Source organism: Nostoc sp. LEGE 06077 (assembly GCF_015207705.1).
Taxonomy (GTDB): Bacteria; Cyanobacteriota; Cyanobacteriia; order Cyanobacteriales; family Nostocaceae; genus Nostoc_B.
Genome location: NZ_JADEWI010000012.1, coordinates 52,849 through 76,778 on the forward strand (window position 1 = coordinate 52,849; position 23,930 = coordinate 76,778).

General features: G+C 41.1%; 13 protein-coding genes. 1 reads left to right on the plus strand and 12 read right to left on the minus strand.

Features of this window, described 5'->3' with window-relative positions; translation table 11 throughout:
* Positions 1–89 precede the first annotated feature (89 nt).
* The 9 genes from IQ244_RS10995 to IQ244_RS11035 all read right to left on the minus strand — a co-directional run bounded on the left by IQ244_RS10995 (position 90) and on the right by IQ244_RS11035 (position 15,799).
* Positions 90–1,532, minus strand: coding sequence for a response regulator (locus IQ244_RS10995; protein WP_193893496.1), 1,443 nt, complete (start codon positions 1,530–1,532; stop codon positions 90–92).
* 47 nt (positions 1,533–1,579) lie between these two features.
* Positions 1,580–4,390, minus strand: a complete 2,811-nt coding sequence (locus tag IQ244_RS11000) for a hybrid sensor histidine kinase/response regulator (RefSeq protein WP_193893497.1) — start codon at positions 4,388–4,390, stop codon at positions 1,580–1,582.
* Positions 4,391–4,477: 87 nt separating this feature from the next.
* Positions 4,478–5,110 (minus strand): hypothetical protein, encoded by a 633-nt coding sequence (locus tag IQ244_RS11005; protein ID WP_193893498.1) that lies wholly within the window; start codon positions 5,108–5,110, stop codon positions 4,478–4,480.
* 54 nt (positions 5,111–5,164) lie between these two features.
* On the minus strand, positions 5,165–6,184 hold the full coding sequence (locus tag IQ244_RS11010; protein WP_193893499.1) for a fatty acid desaturase: 1,020 nt from the start codon (positions 6,182–6,184) through the stop codon (positions 5,165–5,167).
* A gap of 43 nt (positions 6,185–6,227) precedes the next feature.
* A complete protein-coding gene (locus IQ244_RS11015) occupies positions 6,228–7,109 on the minus strand; it encodes a hypothetical protein (protein WP_193893500.1) in 882 nt (293 codons plus the stop codon).
* A gap of 444 nt (positions 7,110–7,553) precedes the next feature.
* A complete protein-coding gene (locus tag IQ244_RS11020) occupies positions 7,554–9,068 on the minus strand; it encodes a thioester reductase domain-containing protein (RefSeq protein WP_193893501.1) in 1,515 nt (504 codons plus the stop codon).
* Between the two features lie 15 nt (positions 9,069–9,083).
* Positions 9,084–10,730 (minus strand): PfaD family polyunsaturated fatty acid/polyketide biosynthesis protein, encoded by a 1,647-nt coding sequence (locus IQ244_RS11025; RefSeq protein ID WP_228058855.1) that lies wholly within the window; start codon positions 10,728–10,730, stop codon positions 9,084–9,086.
* Between the two features lie 238 nt (positions 10,731–10,968).
* A complete protein-coding gene (locus tag IQ244_RS11030) occupies positions 10,969–14,265 on the minus strand; it encodes a PfaB family protein (protein ID WP_193893502.1) in 3,297 nt (1,098 codons plus the stop codon).
* 154 nt (positions 14,266–14,419) lie between these two features.
* Positions 14,420–15,799, minus strand: coding sequence for a polyketide synthase (locus tag IQ244_RS11035; RefSeq protein ID WP_193893503.1), 1,380 nt, complete (start codon positions 15,797–15,799; stop codon positions 14,420–14,422).
* On the opposite strand from IQ244_RS11035, the gene IQ244_RS11040 reads away from it, so the two are divergent.
* Positions 15,780–16,046, plus strand: coding sequence for a hypothetical protein (locus IQ244_RS11040; RefSeq protein WP_193893504.1), 267 nt, complete (start codon positions 15,780–15,782; stop codon positions 16,044–16,046). The genes IQ244_RS11035 and IQ244_RS11040 overlap by 20 nt on opposite strands.
* Before the next feature lie 40 nt (positions 16,047–16,086).
* On the opposite strand, the gene IQ244_RS11045 is transcribed toward IQ244_RS11040, so the two are convergent.
* From IQ244_RS11045 to IQ244_RS11055, 3 genes are all read right to left on the minus strand, one after another.
* Positions 16,087–17,817, minus strand: coding sequence for an SDR family NAD(P)-dependent oxidoreductase (locus IQ244_RS11045; RefSeq protein ID WP_193893505.1), 1,731 nt, complete (start codon positions 17,815–17,817; stop codon positions 16,087–16,089).
* A gap of 137 nt (positions 17,818–17,954) precedes the next feature.
* Positions 17,955–23,342 carry a type I polyketide synthase gene (locus IQ244_RS11050; protein ID WP_193893506.1) on the minus strand — a complete coding sequence of 1,796 codons (5,388 nt, stop codon included), beginning with the start codon at positions 23,340–23,342 and terminating at the stop codon, positions 17,955–17,957.
* 263 nt (positions 23,343–23,605) lie between these two features.
* Positions 23,606–23,884 carry a hypothetical protein gene (locus tag IQ244_RS11055; protein ID WP_193893507.1) on the minus strand — a complete coding sequence of 93 codons (279 nt, stop codon included), beginning with the start codon at positions 23,882–23,884 and terminating at the stop codon, positions 23,606–23,608.
* Positions 23,885–23,930: the final 46 nt, after the last annotated feature.

A 23,930-nucleotide genomic window follows, 5' to 3' on the forward strand; every position in this document is an offset into this window, starting at 1 on the left:
ACTTCTGACTCCTGATGACTGAATTATTATTCAAGTATTTTTAAAACTTATTTTTTTAGCTTGATTTAAAAGTTACGTTTTATACTTAACTACAAGTTCAGCATCACAGGTATAGAAGAACCTAAAAATTTTTGCTTAACTAAACCTGTATGACAAACGTGTGGCTGCTGAATAGGAATTTCAACTACAAATTCTGCTCCTTTCCCTGGATGAGAAATACACTGCAAACTGCCATAATGTAGTTCAGTGACAATTTGATGACTGATTGACATTCCCAAGCCTGTACCTTTACCAGCAGGTTTAGTTGTAAAGAAAGGGTCGAAAATGCGTTTTTGAATATTTTCTGGTATTCCGAGGCCATTGTCAGCAATTCTAATGAGGATGCGATCGCTTTCCTGAACCTCGGTAGTAATCCAAATCCTGGGCGATGGAATATAACTAGGATAATTTTCCATCGCCTCTGTTAACGCATCAATGGCATTACTCAAAACATTCATAAAAACTTGATTCATCTTTCCCGGATAACACTCCACTTTAGGCAATTTGCCATATTCTTTGACTACCTGAATTTTGGGCTGGTTTGGTTTTGCTTCCAGGTGTCTGCGGAGAATCATCAGTGTGCTTTCTATCCCCTCATGAATATCGACAACTTTCACTTCAGCTTCATTATGACGGGAGAAGTTACGCAAAGACTTAACAATCTCACAAATCCGTTCCGTGCCAACTTCCATTGAGGAGAGGATTTTTGGCAAGTCTTCGATCAAATATTGCAGATCTATTTCCTTGGCTTTAGCGAGAATTTCTGGGGTAGCATTAGGCAACTGATTTTGATACAGATTCAATAGTTCTAGCAAGTTCTGAGTATAGCGACTGACATAATAAAGATTGGCGTGGATGAAGTTAACTGGATTATTAATCTCGTGAGCTATACCCGCTACTAGTTGACCTAATGTGGCTAACTTTTCCGATTGTACAAGCTGAACTTGGGCTTTTTCCAAGTTGTATAGCGCATTAGAAAGTTCTTGGGTGCGGGACAGAACTCTTTGTTCTAAGTCTTGAGTTAGCTGCTGTAAAGCAGTTTCGGCGATCGCCCGTTCTGTGATTTCTTGTTCAAGACGGATATTTTTCTCTTCTAGTGCTAGGTTCAAGTTTCGCAAATTCACATGGATTTGGACACGCGCTAACACCTCCGCTTGCTGAAACGGCTTGGTAATATAATCGACAGCACCCAAAGAAAGACCTTTAACTTTATCTACCGTATCGCTCAAAGCAGTCATAAAAATGACAGGAATATCTTTTGTTCGTGGATTTTGCTTAAGTCGGTAGCAGGTTTCAAATCCATCGATTCCTGGCATCATGATATCCAACAAGATGAGGTCTGGAGGATCATATTCAACTTGTTCGATCGCACTTTCTCCGCTGGTGGCGACTGCAACTTCAAAACCAGCATCAGTCAGAGCTTCTGAAAGTACCTCTAAGTTGGTAGGGGTATCATCTACAATCAAGATTAAATTTGTTTCTGTAGTCTGCACAAATTGTTCCCTGATAATTATTCAAATTTTTATTGATTGATTAACATTTATCTATAATTTCGGCTAGACATTCTTTCTAGAAAATCTCTAATTTCTTTCATTTGAAAACCTTGAGCTAAGTGATTGACATATTGAACAAATTCAATATAGCTGTCATCCATTTTCTCTAGTTTTTCTAAATGTTTGTAAATAGCTTTTATCCGACCTTTTAAAACTAATTCTTTTAAATGAGCCAATTCTTCAGTGGGTGGAGGAATAATTTCTGCTGCATTTATTTTGTTAACTACCATCATATTACTAGTAGCGATCTCATCTAAATTAGTTTCTTCATAAATCCACTCTAAATCTAAATGTTTTTGTAAACTTTCTAGCATTTCAGTTAATTGAATGGGTTTGGCAAGAAAGTCATCTGCACCGGCATCAAAGCTTTTTTGCCTATCATCATCAAAAACACTTGCTGAGGAAATTATAACCTTAAGATTTGGGAAGTCTGGCGAGTTTCGCAAATAGTATAACAGATAATATCCATCCATTACAGGCATAGCAACACCTGTAATAATTAAATCAGGCTTAAACTCAATGACTTTTACCAAAGCATCTTGGACATTTTCTGCCTCTGCCAATTCAAAACCAAATACCTCTAACAGACTAACAAACACAGAGCGATTTTCGGGAATATTATCTACTATTAATATTTTTTGCTTTTTGCCTTGATAACCAATAATATTTCTTCTTGGTGAACTTGGAGATACATTTATCCATTCTTTAGCTTTGGCTATTTCTAACTCAAACCAAAAGGTACTCCCCTTACCAATTTCACTTTTTACCGCCAAATTACCACCCATCATCGTCAGAATTTTATGACTAATTGCTAATCCTAATCCAGTTCCTTCTGATTGCTTTTTAATGCTGCCAGCCTGCTCAAATGGTAAAAATATTTTTTCTATTTCTGCACTATTAATACCTATACCTGTATCTTCTATTTGGAAGCGAATTTTATAAGTTATGTCCGCAGATAAATTATCTAAAGCAGTTGTTATTGCTGGATATTCTGGCACAATAAGTTCTACTTTAAAAATTACTCTGCCAGTATCTGTAAACTTGATAGCATTACTTAACAAATTAATCAAAACTTGCCGCAATCTTTTTTCATCAGCTTCGATGGCAACGGGTAGATTTTTATCATATTTATGGACAAAATCAACCCCTTTTTGTTCGGCTTTGATCAGACAGATTTCAGCAACAGCCTGAAGAAAAGAAAGAAAATGAAATTGTGTAGGATGTAGCTCTAACTTTCGAGCCTCAATTTTAGAAAGGTCAAGAATATCATTAATGAGAGTCAGTAAATGAGAACCACACTGGTTAATAATATTGATACCTTTACGCTGTTTATCTGTGAGATTTTTTGAATCTTGGAGGATTTGAGCATAACCTAAAATACCATTGAGGGGTGTACGTAGCTCATGACTCATATTGGCGAGAAATTCACTTTTGGCTTTATTGGCACTATCGGCATTTTCTTTTGCTTGCCTAAGTTCTTTTGTGCGTTCTTCAACTCGAATTTCTAGTTCTTCATTTGTTTTCGATAATTCAGTAAAAGATTCTCGTAATTGTGTCGCCATCAGATTGAAAGATTGTGCCAGGATATTCAGTTCCCTAACCGGCAAATCTTGAACTTTTTGATTCAATTTACCATTAGCGATCGCTTCCGAAGCCTGGCTCAATTTCAGAATTGGTTGTGTAATCCAATTAGAGGTATAAAAACCCAAGATAATTGCCAGTCCCAAAGCTAATAGACATAACAGAATAGTTATTTTAGTATTGGCATGAATCTGACCCATAAAATCAGCTTCTGGTACCACAATAACTATCAGCCAATCTATGCCTAAATTATTTGTCCAAGGGCTAACTTCTACAAATTGACGTTGATTATTTACCAAAAAATCAATCTGAGTTGATGTTTTAATATTACTGAGATTACCAAAATTTTTAGTTATGTGTTTGGTAGTAGCTTGAATTAACCGATCTTTACTATTTATGCCTTTTAGCCGAATAGGTTTGTCATTCATCACCGTAAATGGCTGTTCTGTAGCAGAACTACCAATCAACAGTCCATTACGTTCCATGAGGAAAATTTTTCCAGAATGACCAACTTTCAACTGGCGTAAGAAATCACTGATTTGTGAAAGCCTTTGTTCAACAGCTATGACACCATGAAATTTGCCATTTTTTTCAAACACTGGACGACTAGTCGCAATACATAAATGATATGGTGCTACTTGCCAGTTATAAATAGGAGTCCAAGTAGGTTTAACTTTTTTAACTGCTTCTGCATACCAGCCTTCTTTCTTGAACGGAGAATCTACATATTCCGCGACAATATTAGTCCGATTTCCTTGATGATCTGTTCCATGAATGAATAAATGATTATTTCCATGAATTTCTGGAGAAATTTCATCGATGGTAATTTGTTGATCATTAAAATAACCACTTGCCAGAAATTTTCCAGAATTGAAGCCATAAATTATATAGCCAACATGAAATGTTTGAAGCTGTCTCCAGAAATGGTATCCTGACTTTTTTGTATCTTCTAACTTCAACAAGCCCAGGTCGATATTATTCCATTCATTTTGGAGGACGTTGCGAGGATTGGCCATGTAGCTATCTAAATGCTCATCTACGCGTTCACTGACTTCAGCCCGTAACTTACTTGCCAAATCATTAACTGCTTTTTGGCCATTACGTAGAGAAAGGTATCCGGTAAGTCCCACTGCCGCAAAGATTTGCAAAACAAAAGGCAAGATGAGAATTAAGCGGAGTGATAATTTTGGAGATTTCCTAGATACCTGATGAGTCATTATTTCTGAAGGAATAAAATTAAATTGATAACTTGGCGATTAATTCCAACCTCTCTTAGTTCATAGTTCCCAAATTGAATTTAGAACTTACATAAAATTAATTTTGCTTAATTTCCTGAGTTGGCGTTGCCAGTAAGCAGTTCGTAAAATTAATAACTTATTACGTAGAAGAAAGATCACAATCGTAGTGTTGATTAAGAAGATGTAGAGTGGAAAAGCCCAAAGCGCCACAGACCAAGACTCAATAGCGAAAAGATTGATTGTACTAGCAACTAAATACAAACTCCAGGTGAGAAAATTCTCTGTTTGTGGTTCATAGTAAGACTTCTTAATAGTGGGTAGTGCGCCGAGAAAATCAATCAAGATATTCGATAAAAGTGCTATTAAAGGTGAATTGAACTGCCACCAAAGCAATAAACTCATACCAACACCCAAAAGACACAATCGATCAAACCGGCTCCAGCCCCCTTCTCCGTACTTAAGAGAGAGGATAGCAATCATCAATTGACCAATACCGCCACAAACAGGTAGCCAAATTGTGTTAGTTGCACCAGTAGAATAATAACTAGCACTAATTACAGCACTCAAGATTACCCATATCCACCAAGTTGCTCGGTTAGGTTTGGTTTTACCCTGCAAAATTGTAACGATGTACGGTACAAAGCAGAGTATGGAAAGAAACCCTGCAATTGCACCAATTGTTGGTTGCCAATGAGTCATATTCAGTTCCCCTGATAAAAGTTAGTTGGATTTTTTTGGCAATCTTCAATAATCTCAATACAATGTCAGAAATGAAACTTCAATTGCGCCATAGAAGTGTTCGAGATTTAGGCTATCGTTTTCATCAACAACTTGTCCCATTCCTGTCAACAGGCGAGTAATGCGGAATCGATGGTAATTGATCAATTGTGTCAAAAGAGGAATGTAATGCTTCTCGTGATGATGAAACAGTTCTTGATCTAGCTGATGTAGACTGTGCCAAGGGCATGTCATCACTGCATGGTGAGTATTGTGATAACCGAAATTCAATAACAGCAGATTTAACCAAAAGTAACGCCGCGATAGTAAGTTAGAAAATGTATTTGCTTGTTCATAGTTGTGATCGCGTTTTGGCAAAGTTGCGCCAGGAGGGAATGCTTCGTAAGTGTGCTGAAATGTATCCATCCAGCGCAGCACTGTAATCATGCCAATATAAGAGAAGCTATAAAGTAACAACGCTTTGAAAGCAAATAACCCCAATAAAATAAAAAGTGTACCTCTAATTGCCAGAATTAATATCATCCTCGATCGCTCTTGACGATGTTCCAAATTCCACCACGGAGAAGTAATATATCGCCAACGCATCCAGAAGGCGAGAATCGGAAAGTAAAGCCACTCTAATACCAAAATACCTAGACGTACCAAACGTGGTAATTTTTGGATAGCAGCAATAATATCAAATATAAATACATCTACTCGGTCAAGATGATGGGCAATATGTTGCAGGGTAAGAGCTTGAAAACCGTAATAACATCCGCCGTTAAGCCACAGCATTGCAGTACCAAAAATCACATTCCAACGACGCTGTTTAAAAATAGTACTATGCATAAACTCATGTGATAGGTATGCAGAAAAAACTAAGCTGTGAGTTAGCAGTACAACACCAAATAGATTTAACCAAATCGTAGGTATAATTAAGAGAGTAATGCCTCCTATGTAGCCCAAGAAAGTATAAACAATCGCAATGGTATTCCAAAGTGGTTTCTGTTGTTCAAAATAAGTGTTTTGGGCAACAAATTTAACAGTAGTGACCATATAAACTATTTAGGATAATCAAAAAACTATCAAAAATTTGCCCTTAAACTGATACCATACTGATTGGCTCACAGGTCTCAATTAGTTCTAAACATTCACGATAAATTTCTCTAAATAAACACTGTTGTAAATCCACAAATACTTGAAAACCCTCAAGCACCCATGCCATAATTTTTTGATGTTCTGATTCAGGTCGGTAGGGAGCTAACATATTTAGAGCTTCCAAAGCACATTCAAAATGCTCAATTTCAGCACCAGACCCTTCATGTTTGCTATGAATTAAGATGTAACACCAAGGATCATATCGATGCCCGTCAATTATGATACGAGGAGTTTCTTGTCTGAGATATTGATCAAATCCGCTTCCTCGGTTTTCATAACGAATAATCTTGTCTAGCAGCCCATATTCTAGATCACCAAGGATTTCTGACGCTGAATGAAATCCTATTGCTTGAATTAAAGAAGCTATATCACCAGGAGTCCCTTGGTAGCCAGAAATGACAGCATTGATAATTTGATGCAACCAAGGAGGAATTTGAGAAAATTGGTTACGTTGTTCTGGAGACAGTCCTGCATAGTTACCCACTGTCATCAATGTAGCTTGAGCTAAAGAACGGTGTGATGCTCCATAAGCTCCTTCATCTGCTGCTGCAACCATAACTTTGGCTGCAATTTGCATACCCCGATCTGCTTCTTCAATTACAGGTATATGCGGCTCGGTAAACAAATAACGAGATAGAGCAATTGAACTAACAAGGCGAGGAATCATTGAAGATACATAGCCATTAAAATAGGTATAACGCTGGAAAAAAAGATATAACGAAGCTGGGTTGCTTACAGCTAGGCGAATAGTAGCAGCTACTGTTTGCTCTAATTCGTTAAAATCAAATGCTTGTTCAAATAAAGTTTCCGAAAAAGATTCCATAAGTTACATTAGTGCATAAAATTGTCGGAAATTGCGCCAATTTTTGATGGTTTAACTAATGTATTTTTTGCGGTGGAAATTTACAACAGTGATATGACTACTTTTAAAAAAAGTAGGTAAATTAAGTATTTTTTCCGATAAAAACAAAGATTTTATGAATAAATCTATATAAAATCAATAGTTGGATGCAAAGGCTACAAGATTTATGTATCAAGTTTTTTTTGGTACAGCTTGATATTAAGCGCTCACGAAAATGCCAAAAAATTATTGATATTTTTAATTAAGCATCTAGCTAAGTAATGGAAAGCACATAGACTATGAACCTTTGATATTTTATAGTTAAAGCTATATCTATTCTTACTGTAAATTTTTTGGTTATCTCTAGATATAAAAACCCAGTTTCTATCAGAAACTGGGTTTTTATATCTAATCAATTGTAAATGATTACAAAGCAATACTCAAGAAACCGCTTTCGATTAAATAAGCTGTGTAAGTCATAAACAACTTAGAATCAATTGGCGGACAGGAAATCCCACTACCTGCTAAAGCTTTTACCGTTGCTTCACAGCTAATTGTTGGTCTTCTAGCTTGCAAATACAAATCAGGAATAGTCAGTTGTTCTTCTGACCAGCGTTCTAACAAAAATGGCCGCAGTGTATACAAAGGATTATCTGGAGAGGCAGCATTTTTAATTAACTCTGCTTGCCATTCATCGTAGGGTAGCATTTGCACTGGATAACCAAAAGAACTCACCCAATCAACCAATACTTTTAAAGTCACAGGGTTGGGATGTTGTAAGTGGAAAGCTTTACCTATCGATTCTGGCTGCATTGACAGATAAACGATCGCTTGACTCACATAGTCTACAGGCGACATATCCAACATATATTCTACGTCGGGGAAACAACCCATTTGTAGACAACCCTTAACCATTAAGTTAATGAAGTCGTGGGTGTTACCGATACCTGTTTGGCTGTCGCCGGCGATTAATGGGGGTCTGTGGATAGTCACAGGTAAACCGCGATCGCTTGCTATTTTCACCAACTTCTCAGCTACCCATTTGGTTTGGGAGTAACCGAGGAAAATACCTTCCCAGTGGCTAAAGTCATTATCTTCTTTGACCACCTTCCCAGCGTAATAGGGTGATTCAAAGACAGCCACACTGGAAACGTAATGTACAGGCTTGACTTTGATTTGGCAAGCCAAGCGCAATATTTCTTGTGTACCTAAAACGTTAGCGGTTTTCAGTGCAGAGTAGGGATAAACGTAGTTTAATAAAGCAGCACTGTGATAGATGGTGTCAATGTTGGTAGCTAAAGCTTGGAATAGTTCTGCACCAAGTCCTAACAGTGGTTGCGATAAATCACCGATAACAGGAATAATGCGGGGATTTAACTCAGCTTCTCCAATTGCATATTGTTCTAGGTTCTTTTGCAGCTTGTTTTTACCATCCTGGAGGCTGCTGGCGCGTACCAAACAGTAAAGTTCTGCGTCGGTTTGTTCTAGCAGTTCCCGGATGATGAAAGCGCCTAAAAAGCCTGTGGAACCTGTCAAGAAGATTTTCTTGGGTTTGTCTACAGGGGTGTAAACAGCGCCACCGGGGTTAATTGTCGGGTCGAGGACTACTTCAGCTTGTAAATTGAGGGTAGGAATTTCCGCGATCGCATTTCCACTTGTTTGCTTGACACTCCCTGTATCTTGCACATCCGATTGTTCTTCTAATTCTTCAGCTAAACGCTGCGACAAAGATGCAATATTGGGATAATGCCACAACAATAAAGGAGATGGTTGAAACCCTAGCAATTCCTCTAATTTACTAACTAGAGTCATGGCTTGGGCTGAGTCTAAACCATAGTTTTCCAGATTTTCATTGATATCAATTTCGTCGGTTTCTACACCCACTAACTCAGCCAAGTGAGACACCATCCATACTTGAATATCTGCTGCACTATAAGACATTGTTACCTCTTTCAATTATTGACAAACTTCAGGACGATATTGAGTGTAGTAATCGGGTATTTGCAATCCTTGAATTTTTAAATTTTGGATGCGATATGAAAACGCCGCGCCCTGCATAATATGGTCAGCAACATCGACAACTCGGCGGTTTTCTGGTTCAGCTAAATAAGAACCACGCACCCAATCATTAAAACCACCCATCGCCGGGCCGCACCAAATTTGATAATCAACTTCTCGACCTTTTTCACCAGCAGTAGACCAGCGAGAAGATAAACCTAAATACCATCGAAAAATCAAAGCCATTTTCAGCTTAGGATTATTCACAGCTTTACCCAATTTTTCCGGGTTTTTCTGTGATAAATAAGCAGCCGTTCCTTCCCAAGCTTCAGCAATAGTTTTCCGAAAAACTTGTTTTTCTAACTTCTCTCTTTCTGCCGCAGGGATTTCTTCAATTGAGTTATAAGTGCGGTAAAATTCATACAATTTTTGCGCTCGCATGGGGAACATCGTACCCCGTTTCAGCACTTGTACCTTCACACCCATTTCAAACATATCGCCTGCGGGAGCCATAGTTACATCAGCCATTTCCGCTTGAGCTAATAGTTTTTTGGTATGCTCACAAGCACCAGATTCAATACAAGCTTGATTGATGGAACCAGTAACTACATAAGCCGCACTCATCATCAAAGCTGCTAAGGTTGATTCTGGGGTAGCAATTCCCCCGGCTGCGCCGATTCTAATTGGTTGAGAATAATTATATTGAGCTTGAATTTCATTCCTTAACGCAATCAGTGAAGGGAGCAAACAAACCAAGGGACGATTATCAGTATGTCCGCCGGAATCAGCCTCCACAGTAATATCATCAGCCATTGGCACTTTCTCAGCCAATTTAGCTTGTAACTCAGTAATTAATCCTTGTTCAACTAATTCCTTAATAATTTTCGCTGGTGCTGGCTGCATAAATTTACTCGCAACTTCCCGGCGAGAAATTTTAGCAATGACCTTATTTTTAATGATGATTTGATTGACATCATTTAAACTTAACCCAGCAAGTCGATAATAAACAATATTGGGTGTTAAATCTAAAAATGCCGAAGCTTCTACAACTCTCACCCCGTATTTTAAATATAAATCCACAGCCCGGCGTTCGATTGCCATATCGTTAGGACTGTGAATTAAATTGAAAGCATAGGGGCCATTGGGTAAAGCTTGTTGAATTTGTTGAATTGCGGCTTCTATTCTTTCGGGAGGTAAACCACCTGCACCAAAAGAACCTAAAATTCTTTCGTTTCCTAAAGCAATCACCATTTCTTCAGAAGCAATACCACCAGCCATTGCACCAGTCATGTAGGCATATTTGACACCATAAGCAGAAAGAAAACTGGGGTCGCCTAACTGTTGGAGAGAAATTGGTGCAATGGAAGTTAGTAATTCTACCTGTGAAGTTGTACCATTTTCAACAGGATATAAATACCCTTCATTAGTAACACCAACTTTCCCGGCAATTCTCACAATGTAGCAAGGTTTATCTAATGTAAGTAATTTATCTTTGATAGCTTGCTGATCAAAAGATATACTTTCTAAGTTACCTTTCCAAACAAGATTTTGATTGTAGTTATAGGTAGAAAATCTCAAGCCATTATCTTGGATGCTAAGTGGCATATCGAAGGTCGTCACAGTAGTTATCCCTCGGATTGTTCAGTATCGGATTTTTTTATCTCACGCAGAGACGCGGAGGCGCGGAGTTTGAGAGATATTTTGAGTGATATATGTTGCATTTAATTCTCTTCCCCTCCGTGTCTCTGCGCCTCTGCGTGAATTTTTAAAAGTTTAGGAAAGGTCTAAGAATAAAGTGTGTTAAATCTTTATCCTTAAACCATGAGGTAACGTGCATTCAAGCTTATTCTTTAAGCAAATCTTCGGCGCAAACTAATTGCAGTTGAATAATTTCACCCATTTGCTTACTAAAATCTTGCCGAGCTTGTAAGAAAGCTGTGTGTGCTTTAGTTATCTGAGCATTATTAGCATTTAGCTTTTGACAATGAGAGGTATTTATCTCCAGCATTCTGATTTGGATATCTAAATCATGATTAATAGCAGATGCTTGGTTCGGCGTGGCGATTAACTCAGAAGATTCTAATTTTTCTGCTGCTGCAAAACCGTGTTCAATGATATCTTTCCTGGAAGCTTCGGCATTTTGCGTCAGAATTTCACCGCCTAAGATTTTATGAGTATCTTGCAGTGATTTGATGATGTCAGCTTCATCGGGAAATGGTATATTTGAATGCAGATTCTCAGCTTGAATACCTTTTGCTTTCCCGGCTAAATTTTGGAAAAGTTGGCGATTTTCTTCAGTCAAAATACTCGCTGTAATTGATTTACCACCGACGGTAATAGTGCGTAAGGTGGCTTTATTTTGTTTCGTTGTTGGTGCGAGATTATAGAGTGGTGATAAATCTACAGCTACCCGATGGCTGAGAAGTTTGGCTAGTGCTTTGACAATATTAGTATGGTCATCCATCCCCCGACGGTTGAGGGATACGGTGATGTGGTCTTTGTCTTCAAGAATTTTATCAATCCAGCGGGAACAGACACCACCCGCACCAGCTTCGATGAAGATTCTTGCGCCGTCGTCATGGAGGCGGTTAACTAGGCGGGGGAAGTCTAATTGTTGGCAAAGTCCGGTGGCGATGTGGCGAGCGATCGCCCCACTCTCAATTAAAATAGGCTGATATTCGGCTGCCGAATAGAAAGTAACGCCTGATAAATTCTGGGATGGCAAAGTATTTAATTTGACTAACTCCCCATACTCCGATCTCATCGTTTCACAGTGGATAACGTGATCGAAAGGAGCCACGAAAGAATTACAACCCAAGGCGGCAATAACTCGCTTACACGCCGCTGGTTCACCAGCAATTAACACTTCTTCCGGTGTATTAATTTGTGTTAGATAAACTTGCGGCTCATTCTTGATGGCTTCCTGCACTTGTTCAGGACTAGTCATCAAGACGAAGTTACCCCAAAAGTTCTTGTCTGAATTATCTGTGTTTGGCAAGCCCCAAAACTCACGCACCGCATTTTTCGGCCCTGATAACCTACTCCCAAACAACGCTGAGGAATTAAAGGAACTACTACCTTGAAAGAAATCACTCCAAACCCCTTGAGCTACCATCATACTGGTTTCACCCAAGCTGTAGCCAAATACATACTTCGGCTTGAGTTGAAAGTCATCCCGAATAATTGTGGTGAGGAGTCTGGTAAAGAACATTTCCGCTTCAAACATTGCTAAAGAATCATCTAGCAACTGCTTTTCTAGAGTCTCTAGCTGTCTAAGGGATAATTTACTCAAACTTCTCGGAAACACTCGTAGTTCTACATCTGCTACCCGCTTATGTATACTCTTCACCATGTGGTCGTTGAAAATTCTAGGAAACAAGCGGAAGAGATTCCGACCCATACCCACATAAGAATTTACCGCCGCTGGATAGACATAAGCAATTTCACCACACTGTCCTAGAGGCTTGGGTGTGAAATAACTACCTACAGGTGTTTGCCAGTCTGTACTTTTATCAAAGGCTGTTTTGACACCTTTTCGGGCTGACTCAATTTCTTTGAGGAGTTCTTTTCTGTTCCTTCCGTTAATAGCTATGGCGTATTGCGCCTGGGGGTTAGCTTTATATGCAGCAAAGGCTTGACTCGCACATTCTGATAAAGAAGAACTAGCTTCAATGCTCTTTTGCAAACTATTTAGAGCCGCAAAGATACTATCTTTGTCGTTAGCTGCTATTGGGAACAGATGATATGGCATTTGTTCCAGATATCTGCTTGGGCGTTCTTCTTGGGTGGGGTCTTCGGAGATAATTAGATGGGCGTAAGTACCATCACAACCCACACCATTAATTGCCGCTATCCGACGGTCAGAGTCTTTACCCAAGAACCAAGGGCGAGATTCTGTCGCCACATAAAAAGGACTTCCTTCCCATTGTTGGGGTGTTTTTACACCAGACCAATTTGGAGTACCAGGAATGTAACGATAGTAGAGACACAATGCTGTTTTAATTAAGCTGGCAATTCCCGAAGCTACTTGAGTGTGTCCGATATTGGCTTTAACGCTACCAATAGCACTGTGCAAACCATGACCTACCGATGGATATGCTTGCAATAAGCCTGTGATTTCAGCTTCGTCTTCTTGGGGAATACCACTGGCGCAAACCTCTACATAGTTCACTTGAGAAGGTTGTATACCTGCACTATGGAGGGCTTCGTTAGCTGAATTGACAAGAGATTGTCCGATACTGATACCGTCAATAGTGGCATAAATGCGATCGCCATTCTCTTGTGCCACATCGTAGCGTTTGAGAACAACCACACCTGCACCTTCGCCCACTGTCCAACCGTTGGCTTTTTGATCATAACTCAACGTATTCACACCAGTGTTAATCTTGGCGGCTTGATTGCGTAACAACACATTCTCCACACCACCAGCCAAATCGACAGCACCAACAACAACTGCATCAGCTTCACCAGTCATCAGTAGCATTTGAGCAACTTCCAACGCTTTGAAAGCTGAAGTCTCTACAGATGTGAGAGTAAAAGCAGGCCCGGTAAAGTCCCACATCGAAGATATGCGACTCGCCATGATGTTGGTGATATAGCTTAAATACTCACCAATTTCTACTTGTTGGTGAACGCTATCTTTAACGATGGCTTCTAATTGAGCAATCTTTTCTGGTGGTAAGGTAATTTCCGCTGCATTCAAACCATCTTTGACTTGCCAAGACAAATCCCATCTTTGTTGTAGTTGGTGAACAGATAACTCTGCTTCAGCCGCAATAATTACCGCAACATTTCCACCTTCAGGTAGTTTCGCATCTTTAATGGCGCGTTCTGCAACCTTCAAAATTAAGAGTTGTTGGGGGTTGAGTTGTTCGACTTCGTTGGGAGGAATTTTATAGGCTAAAGTATCAATTTCAAAGTCTTTGATATATGCCCCAATAGGTGCTTTGCCTTCAGCTAAACCGTACTCTTGGAGTAAATCTTTTTCTGTATCTATGCCATACCATCTTTTTTCGGGTAGAGGTATGAAATGTTGTTTACCATCATAAATACTGCGTTCAAAAGCATCTAAGTTATTGCATTCGCCAAAGAAGGCATCCATGCCAATAATGGCAATTTTGTTTTTATTATCTTGTGTCATTATTAGATACCTAAAATGAATTTCATAACGAACCACAGAGGCACAGAGAGAAGTTGCGTGCGCGGGTTCCCCGCGTTGAGCAAACTTCGGGAGAACACAGAGTTAGAGAGAAGACAAGTAGTTTTATAGACTCACGCAAAAATCTCTAAAACTCTTATTTCTTTGTGTCTTTTGTGTCCTTTGCAGTTTTTTCCAAAATGATGTGGGAGTTAGTTCCACCAAATCCAAAGGCACTTAAGGCTACGCGTTTAGTCGAATTATTGTTAGGCCAGGGTGTTGTTGTTTTAACAATATTTTTGGGGGAAATGACAGTATTTTCTGTACCGATAGCTTCAGCAATATTAATCGTGGGTGGAATCACACCATGATTCATGCTGTAAATTGCTTTGGTTAAGCTCACCATTCCAGCACCAACTAACAAATGACCGACATTTGATTTAGCAGAACCAACTAAAGGTGATGCTTGATGTTGTCCAAAAAAGCTTTCGACAGAATTACATTCGGTGGTATCACCTAAGAGTGTGCCTGTAGCGTGACACTCTAGATAATCAATTTCTTTCGGGTTGATTTGTGCTTCTTGATAAGCTCGTTCGTAAGCTAGTGTTTGCCCTTTTGTATTGGGACTTAATAAATGTTTGCCTCTACCATCATTAGATAGTCCATTACCGCAAACAGTAGCAAGAATATTATCACCATCTCTGACGGCATCACTGTAGCGTTTGAGAACTACCATCCCGATACCTTCAGAGGTAATTAAACCGCGTGATGCTTTATCTAGGGGGCGGCTAATGCCGTTTTCTGGATATCCTTGAATACCAGAAAAAAGCATTCTCAAAAATAGAGGATCAGAACAACTAATAGCACCAGCCAGCATTAAGTCGGCTTTACCTGTTTGTAAGTAGTGCGATGCTAGTTTGATGGAGTAAAAGGCGGAGGAACAAGCTGCATCTATACAAAAATGGGTGCCTGATAAGGAGAGAGATTGAGCAATTAAGGCAGCGGGTAAACCAGATATCATCGCGTTTTTAGGCGATGGTTTGGTGACGGGAGGGATAGCAGCTAAATGAAAATCTTGGTCTTGCAGAAGTTCGGCGATCGCACCATCAATTGTGCGGCGATAAATGGGGGATAATAATTGATTGGAAAGTTTTGTCGGTAGGGAGAGGGTTCCTAAAATTACGCCGCATTTGGCGAGGGCTGGTTGATTACCTAAATAACCACTATGTTGGACTGCTTGTTTAGCTGTGTACAGTGACCATTTAAAGGTGTTATCTAAGCTATTGACTAAGTTTGAGGGTAAATTGTATTCGCTGGGGTCGAATTGAAAGTTGCGAATAAATCCACCTTGGAGGAAGTAAATTTTTTCCGGTTTGCCTTTAGCAGAGTCGTAAAATATTGTGGGGTCAACGCCAATTTCAGCGACGGTAACTTCTGATGTTGAGCTTTTTTGTTCGGTGATATTCTGCCAAAATTGTTCAGGATTGTTCGCGTCGGGAAAAAGGCAAGATATACCGATGATGGCGATTTTTTCCACTGTTGTTGTCCTCGTTGGGGTGTGCTTTTGGATTTACGATGTTCCCCGGAGTGGAAATTTATCTCACGCAGAGGCGCATACTTCGACTTCGCTCAGTAACCAGAGGCGCGGAGAGTGGGAAGGTGTGTTTTCCCAGAGTAATTTTTTAACGAACCGCATAGACGCGGTAGCGGCTTCCCGCAGGGTAGGGCGCAAAGAAGAGGAGAGTTACAGAGAAATAGAGATGAGTTTACTATTGTTATTTTGAACGCAGATGAAAGTTCCTTTCACTCTGCGTTTATCGGCGGTTATTTATTCATCATTCTCATAGGCCAAATGACTGCTTTTGCTCCGAGGATGCGAGAGTAAATTTTACCTTCGCGGTCATGAATGTAATAGTCGGAGGTTACGCCTGTGGCTGTTTTTGCTTTGATTTCGCAAGAAACGTAGAAGATTTTATCGCAAGGTAAGGCGAGGAATTGTTCGGAGTGGGTTAGTTGTCCTGGTAGGCAGATTTCTTGATGGAAATGGTTGAGCCATAACCATAAGGGTTGTGTGCTTAAATCGTTGCAGTAAGGGTTATGCCAATTGATAGGAAATTGCCCTTGTGTTTGAGCAGAAATAGAAGCCCAATAGCATTCAGCGGTGATTTTTTCGGGGGTAATATTGATGACTCTGGTGATTTTTTGAAATGCTGGCCCGTGGAATAATGAGGAGCTATCTTTTTGATAAAAGTCTGTACCTGTGGCGGTGATAATGTTATCTTCGCTGAGGTTGATTGATTCGTAAATGGGGGCTTCTGCCATTTTCCGCACGATTTTAATATTGGCGCGGAAGTGATAATGGGTTTTGCCTTCTGGTGTTTTGCTTAAGATTGTGGTTTGTAATTCGACGAATTCCGATTCACTTTTGGCAAGTTCTTGAATTTCCAGAATGTGTTCGCTAACGTTGGAGTTTGCGAAGGTAATTCCTTTGAGAACTTTGAATTCTTTACAACTTAAATAGCGATAACCTGGATGTAATTCTTCACAAGCGTTAATCATCCAAGACATGGCGCAGGTTGCTGGTAGTACGGGAGAACCAGCGATGACATGATCATATAAGAAGGGATTTGCTTCTAATAAGATGCGGCGACGAATGCGGTAGCTTTTGAGTTCTGTATCTAAGGGTGCGGGTGGGCGAATTGTGGGGCTACCGATGACAACTTGGGTAGAGTCGTGATGGGCGGGATGCAGTTCGTTAACTAGCATTTGTGCGCCAATATCTATGGGGATGATATCAATTCCCCGTTCGGCGAAGGCTTTTTTGAGTTCTGGTGTCACCATCCCGCTATCCCAGCCGCCCCAGTTGATGGCAACTACGTGACAATTGGGATGGTTTTGTTTGAATAGATGGGCTGATTTGTTGAGAATTTCGTTGGCGATCGCATAATCGGATTGCCCAATATTCCCATAAAATCCAGTTACGGAGGAGAACAATACTAACTGTTCTAGTTGGTTGGGGTTAACGCAATTCAGTAAATTTTCTAAGCCTTTAACTTTGGCTGTATAAACTTTTTCAAAGTCTTGGTCGGTTTTCTTTTCTATCAATTTATCGGCTAAGTTACCAGCACCGTGAATAATGCCTGTAATAGCTCCAGTACGTGCAACTGTAGCTGCTAGTTTTTGTTGTAGTTCAGCAACATTTGTCACATCAGCACTCAGATATTCAACTTTTGCGCCTGTTGCTTGAAGTTCTGCTATTGTCTGTTTAATTTCTCGGCTAGAAGCAATTTTGTTATATATTTTCTGCACACTCATGGGTGTAGGCTTCTCACCTTGAGCGAGAAGATTTTCCATGATGCGTTTTTTTAATGCAGCATCTTCAAAACAATCTTTGGCGAAGTCTGGTTCGTTTTCTAAAATTTCGGAACGACCAAGCAGAATAAATGTACAAGGTTGTTGTTGTGCAAGTTTTTTAACGCAGAGGGAGGTGATTCCTTTCGCACCGCCACTGACGAGAAATACTGATGAAGAACGAACTTGAGTTGCTGTTGTCATATTTATTTATTGAAGATTTAGAATTTAAACCGCAGATGAACGCGGATGGACGCAGATGATTTGTTGATGAATTGGGGAGCATTTACACTCCCCTAAACCTTTTGCGCCCTTCTTTCTTTGCGCCTTTGCGCGAAACTTTACTTAACTACGGAAGCCTTCAAAGTAACTCGTCCTTGAGAACCATAAGCGACTTCATTGATATAAAGATTGGAGTCGCACAGTTCCGCAATAATATGTTCAGCCGATTTTTGTGCATCTATCGCCGGACTCAAATCAATGGAGCGAGCAAATACTTTTGGCCATTCCCATCTCAGGGTTTTGGTGAGTCCGAATAAACCACCTGCGATCGCTCCATAATTGGTGTTATGCTCTAACCCAAATGCTCCATCTAATCTCGCTACTGTTAAGAAGGAACTGCGGGTGTAATTGGCGGTTTTGGTGAGGGATTTCTTCAGGTGTTTCGCTACAAAGAAGATATGCTTAACTATCGCTTTGTCCTGTTCTACATTCTGGGGATGGATGTGAATGAAGCTGCCAATTGTACCAATATTAGTTGCGATCGCGGATAATTTGTGTTGGAGTAATTCTTCACTCATATCTGCGAGGGTGATACGTTCTACACCAGCAGGTAAGGGTGTTTGTTGAGCGATGATAGCTTGGGGGAAGCTTAATACTACTACTTTCCAACCGCGTTCAGTCAAAGAGTGTGCTACTTCGGAGGTGGTGAGGGAGCCATCATCTGTAATTAAGCAGATGTGTCCCTCTGGTAAACTGAACTCTAAGCTGTCGGGTAGTGGGAGGATTTTGAGTTGCGCGGGACGACGCGCAACGTTATCGATTACTTGGACTGGCTGGAAGCCCCAGTTAGAATCAGGCTTTTTTTTTTCACCTGCAACTAGGCGTTGCAGATACTCAACTATTTGACCGATGGTTCGTAAGTCACCCAAGTCTTCAACGTTGGGTTTGGGTAGATTGGGGTACATTTCTTGCATTGCTCCCAGAATTTCTACCCGTTTGATGGAGTCGATACCTAAGTCGGCTTCCATGTCCATTTCGAGTTCCAGCATCTCGACTGGGTAGCCAGTTTTATCGCTGGTAATATTTAGCAGTGTTTGGGCGATGTCTGCGTAATCGGTGGTATCTTCTACAGTTTCGACAACTGGAGTCTCAGCAATTACTACTGGTTCAGGTGCAGGTGCTACAGGAACTACAGGTATAGTAGTAGAGACTGTTATTTCTGGGACTACTGCTGCTGGTAAAACCGCAACTCCGACACTAGGATTTCCCGAAGCATTAGATTGCAGATATGCAATGATGTCGCCGATGCTGCGTTTTTCCGCTAGTTCTTCTAAGTTGGGCTTGGGTAAGTTAGGATACATTTCTTGTAATCCACCCAAGATTTCAACTCGTTTGATGGAGTCAATACCCAAGTCGGCTTCCATATCCATTTCGAGTTCCAGCATCTCAACTGGGTAGCCAGTTTTGTCGCTGATAATTGCGAGGAGATTTTTGTCTAAGTCGGAGACATCAACCGCAGGTGTAGCTACGATGGGGGCGCTAATTACCGCTACAGGTTGGGGTGTGGGAATTTGGACTACTGGCGCGGGTGCAACTACTACAGGCTGGGGTGCAGGTGCGACTGGTGTTTCAATTACTGGCGCGGGAGTGAAAGCAACAGGCTGAGGTACGGGTGCAACTGGTGTTTCAATTACTGGCGTAGGTGCAACTGCTACAGCTTGAGGCGCTGGTGCAACTGGCATTTCAACAGGTTTAGCATAACCGTTACCATTGCCGTTTTTCGCTACAGGCTCAACTACTGGAGTTGGTGCAACAATTTTAGTGGTGGGAGGTACGGGTGCATCGTTGACTGGGGTATTGGTTGGTTCAACTGCAACACCACCAGCAATCAACTGTGAATATTGTTGCTGAATGAGATTGAAGAAGTTTTTGGCGTATTCTACCTGTTCCAGAAGATATTGTTCATGGATGCGGAGGGTTTCACCTTGTTGAGAGTGAAACTGCATCATGCTGCGTTCGACACCTTCCATAACCACTAGCTTCAGTTGCGCTACCTCTTGGGAAGACTTGGCGTTAGCAAACAAAGCGTTTTGCTGCTGCATCAGTTGGAAGAATGCTTTCGTGTATTCCATCTGATGGTTGAGATACTGACCGTGAGTTTGTAAATTATCAGATTGATTCTTTTGGAATTGGGTCAGCAGGTACTCTAAGCTTTCTAGCATCCGCTGGTAGTTTACCAAGTTTTCCGGTGTTGGCATATCAGACTCCTGGGCTAGTTGATTAGAAAGGATCGCAGGATTCATTTCTGGTTGTGGTTCAGTAATACTAATGGAAGTAACTTCAGGTGCTGCTTCTGGTTGAGTAATTGGAAGACTCACGCCTGAACCCTCTAAAACTCTTATTTCTTCTTCGCGCTCTTTGCGTCCTTTGTGGTTCGTTTCTTCTAGAACTTCTTGAACACTACTTTCTTTTACTGGAGCAGCAGGTAAAGAAACCTTATGTCCACTCTCCAACGCTTCCTTGAAACCGTTTCTAGTTTTTTCCGAAACGTAGTTAATCCCGTTGAGACGCACACTCAAGGTTTTCTTCTTCTCCGCCGGAGGTAGTACAGGTTGAACTTGATAGGGGTCAAGATTTTTCAACTGCATCCCAATGACGCGCATTTGTACTGCTGCTTCCCGCAGAGAACGATCGCTGTTCTTCTGAGTGCTAGGATTCAAGGCGATGGTAATATGAGGGCGATCGCCTAAAATATCCTTAACTAAGTTAGTCAAAATCCTTTTCGGCCCGAATTCCACAAAGCAAGCACCACCAGCGGCGTAGATATTCTCAATTTCTTGCTTAAACAACACCGAACTAGCCAGGTGTGTTTCCAGGATGCGCTGCATTCCGGTGGAATCTTGAGGATAAGGCTTGCCAGTAACATTACTGAAAACTGGAAGTTGAGCAGTATTGAATTTAACTGATTTTGTGGCGATCGCAAAAGACTTCTGTGCAAACGCAATCAGCGAAGTGTGGAAGGCTGCGGAAACTGGTAACTGTACAGCCGTGTAGCCGTGTTCTTGCAAAGCTTGGCGGACTTTAGCGATTTCTGCGGTCGGCCCTGCCAACACCACCTGAGTGGGCGAATTGAAGTTAGCAATGGATACTTGTGGGAACTGCTTGAGTATCGGTTCAATTTTGTTGATGTCTTCTTTGACAGCCAACATTGTACCTGCATCGTGGTCTGGGTCTTCTGGGGCTGCCATTGCTTGACCGCGAGACTTCACTAAGAACAAGTAATCTGCTTCACTTAATACACCCGCCGCCCACAATGCGGTTAGTTCACCAAAGCTATGTCCAGCAACGAAATCAGATTTGAAGCCAGCTTTTTGCAGGATGGAATACAACCCAGCACTGAAAACACCAATGGCAGGTTGCGCGTATTCTGTGCGTTGCAGTGCAGCAATTTGAGCGTTTTTCTCTGCTTGTTCAAAGGTTGGATACGGGAAGACGATTTCTGAGAGTGGCTGCAAGTTGTCTTTGAGTAACAAGCTATCCATGTAACCATGTAAGCGCTGCATCTCAGGGAAGTTCATCACCAATTCCCGACCCATTTCTAGGTATTGGGAACCTTGACCAGAGAACAGTGCAACAACTTTACCGCCTAATTCCATCCCAGAGGCGCGGTAATAAATACCTTGGGGGTGTTCCCAAGAAGCGGCTGCACCTTTAAGTTTTAGCCAGTCGATGCTGATTTGCAGTAACTTGCAAGCTTCTTGCAGGTTCTCAGCAACAAACCCAACTCTTGCAGCAGTTTGGGGAATTTCTACTGATTGACTATCTTGCATCAACTGTGCAAAGTGTCTTTCAGCACCTTCTGATTGCAACTTCCATAAATCTGCTTCGCATTTGCTGAGTAGTTGCGCTGGGTTAGGCGCAAACAGCAGAATTTCTTGGGGTGTGCTGTGTATGCGGTAAGGTTTATTTTGTCCCGCTTCGTATTCTTCTAAAACTACGTGGTAGTTTGTCCCACCAAAGCCGAAGGAACTCACACCCGCACGTCTTGGCGCGTCGCCTTCCGCACGAATCCAAGGTCTGGTTTCGGTATTTAGATAAAATGCCGAGTTGTTAATGTCGAGTTTGGGGTTCGGCTCAGTAATATTAATAGTTGGCGGTAAAATTTTGTGATGTAGTGCCAAGGCAGTTTTAATTAAACTTGCCGCACCCGCAGCAGCTTTGGTGTGTCCGATTTGAGATTTCACACTACCTAAAGCGATGTGCTGTCTTTTCTGGTCGTGTACCCCAAAGAAGTCTCTTAAAGAACCGAATTCGGTGGGGTCGCCAGCCATTGTACCAGTCCCGTGGGCTTCCATTAGACCGACGGTAGCCGGAGAAAAGCCAGCATCTTCGTAAGCGCGGCGTAAGGCGGTTACTTGACCTTCTTTGCGGGGTGCATAAATACTCTTGTAGCGACCATCGCTAGAGGTACCAATACCTTTAATTACGGCATAGATTTTATCGTTGTCTCGTTCGGCATCTTCTAGACGCTTGAGAACAATCATCCCAATACCTTCACCCAGCATCATCCCATCAGATTTAGCATCGAATGGTTTAACGCTTTCACTAGGGGAAACCGCCGGGGTTTTGCTGAAGGAGATGTAAGCCATGATGGTGTTGTCGGTATCTACACCACCAGTCAGCATCATATCGGCGCGATGTTCGATGAGTTCGCTAATAGCGAGTTTCAAAGCACCAAAGGAACTAGCACAAGCCGCATCAACTACACAGTTAATTCCGCCGAAGTTCAAGCGGTTGGCGATGCGTCCAGCCACGACGTTAGCCAACATTCCAGGGAAGGCGTTTTCATCCCACTTAACGTAGGCACTTTTGATTTTGTCAACGATTTTTTTGGTGTCTTCGTCAGAAAGACCACTGCTTTTAAGAACCTTTTCCCAAATAGGATATTCCAAGCGTGCAGCTAGTGGCATTCCTAATTGTTTCGCCATCGCCACACCGAGAACTACCCCGATAGTTTCGCGGCTAAACTCGCGTGACTCTCCATAACCAGCATCTTCCATTGCTTCTTTGGCAATGACCAAACTTAATAGCTGGGAAACATCAGTTACTTCTAGAATGCTGGGAGGAATCCCAAATTCCATCGGGTTAAAATCAACATCTGGGATAAAGCCACCGCGTTTACAATATGTTTTATCTTCTGGGGTTCTGGGGTTGGGGTCGTAGTAATCTTCTACGCTCCAGTGGGAAGAGGGTACATCAGTAATACAATCGATTTTGTTAATGATATTTTGCCAATATTCCCGCAAGTTTCTGGCTTTGGCAAACAGCGAAGCCATACCAACAATGGCTATAGGGTTTTGTTGCAGTTGTCTGTTAATTTTGTTAATCGACATTGGTTTGTCTGTCGTCATCTTTTTTTCCTCTATAAACCTAATTAAAGCCTTTTCACAACTGTTGATCTGGGCTTCTAATTCCGCCAAGGCAGTATCAATTGAATAAGCAGACATAGGAGATAGACAGTTTTAAATTACTGTGGATGGTGAAGCTACAGTAGTCTTTGTTACCCATCAAAAGAATCTGTCTGTTGTTATCAGCAACTAGCTATCCTATGTGTGAAGGCTAAATGCTTTTTTCCTAACAAACACCACATGATACATATAAAGAATGAAACATTAAGTAAGTCGGGACAAATATCATTGTTTATTTGTCAGGTGTTTATTACCGCCAGCTTACTTAAGAATGAAGTCTTGGATACTTCACACTTCATACTTCATACTTCACACTTTTCCTGATATTGTGGTAGCAAGTCAATAACGTTGTTGAAACTGGTAAAATAATCTTGAAGCGCGTTAGCAGCTTGACCAGTGAATTCAAGCCATTCGTAATGGTAGAGGTTTTGTGTAATTGTATCCAACTGGAACACTGGCAACTTAGGAGTAGCTATGAGGACAGAAACGCTTTTTTCTCCCAAGCTCGTTTGATTATCTAGCTTAACAGCAGCAACGTAGCTGGTATTAATAACAACGTTCTGTATCTTGATAAATGCCATAGCCAGTTTCAACGTCCAGGATAATATATTGTACGAAATTCGACCC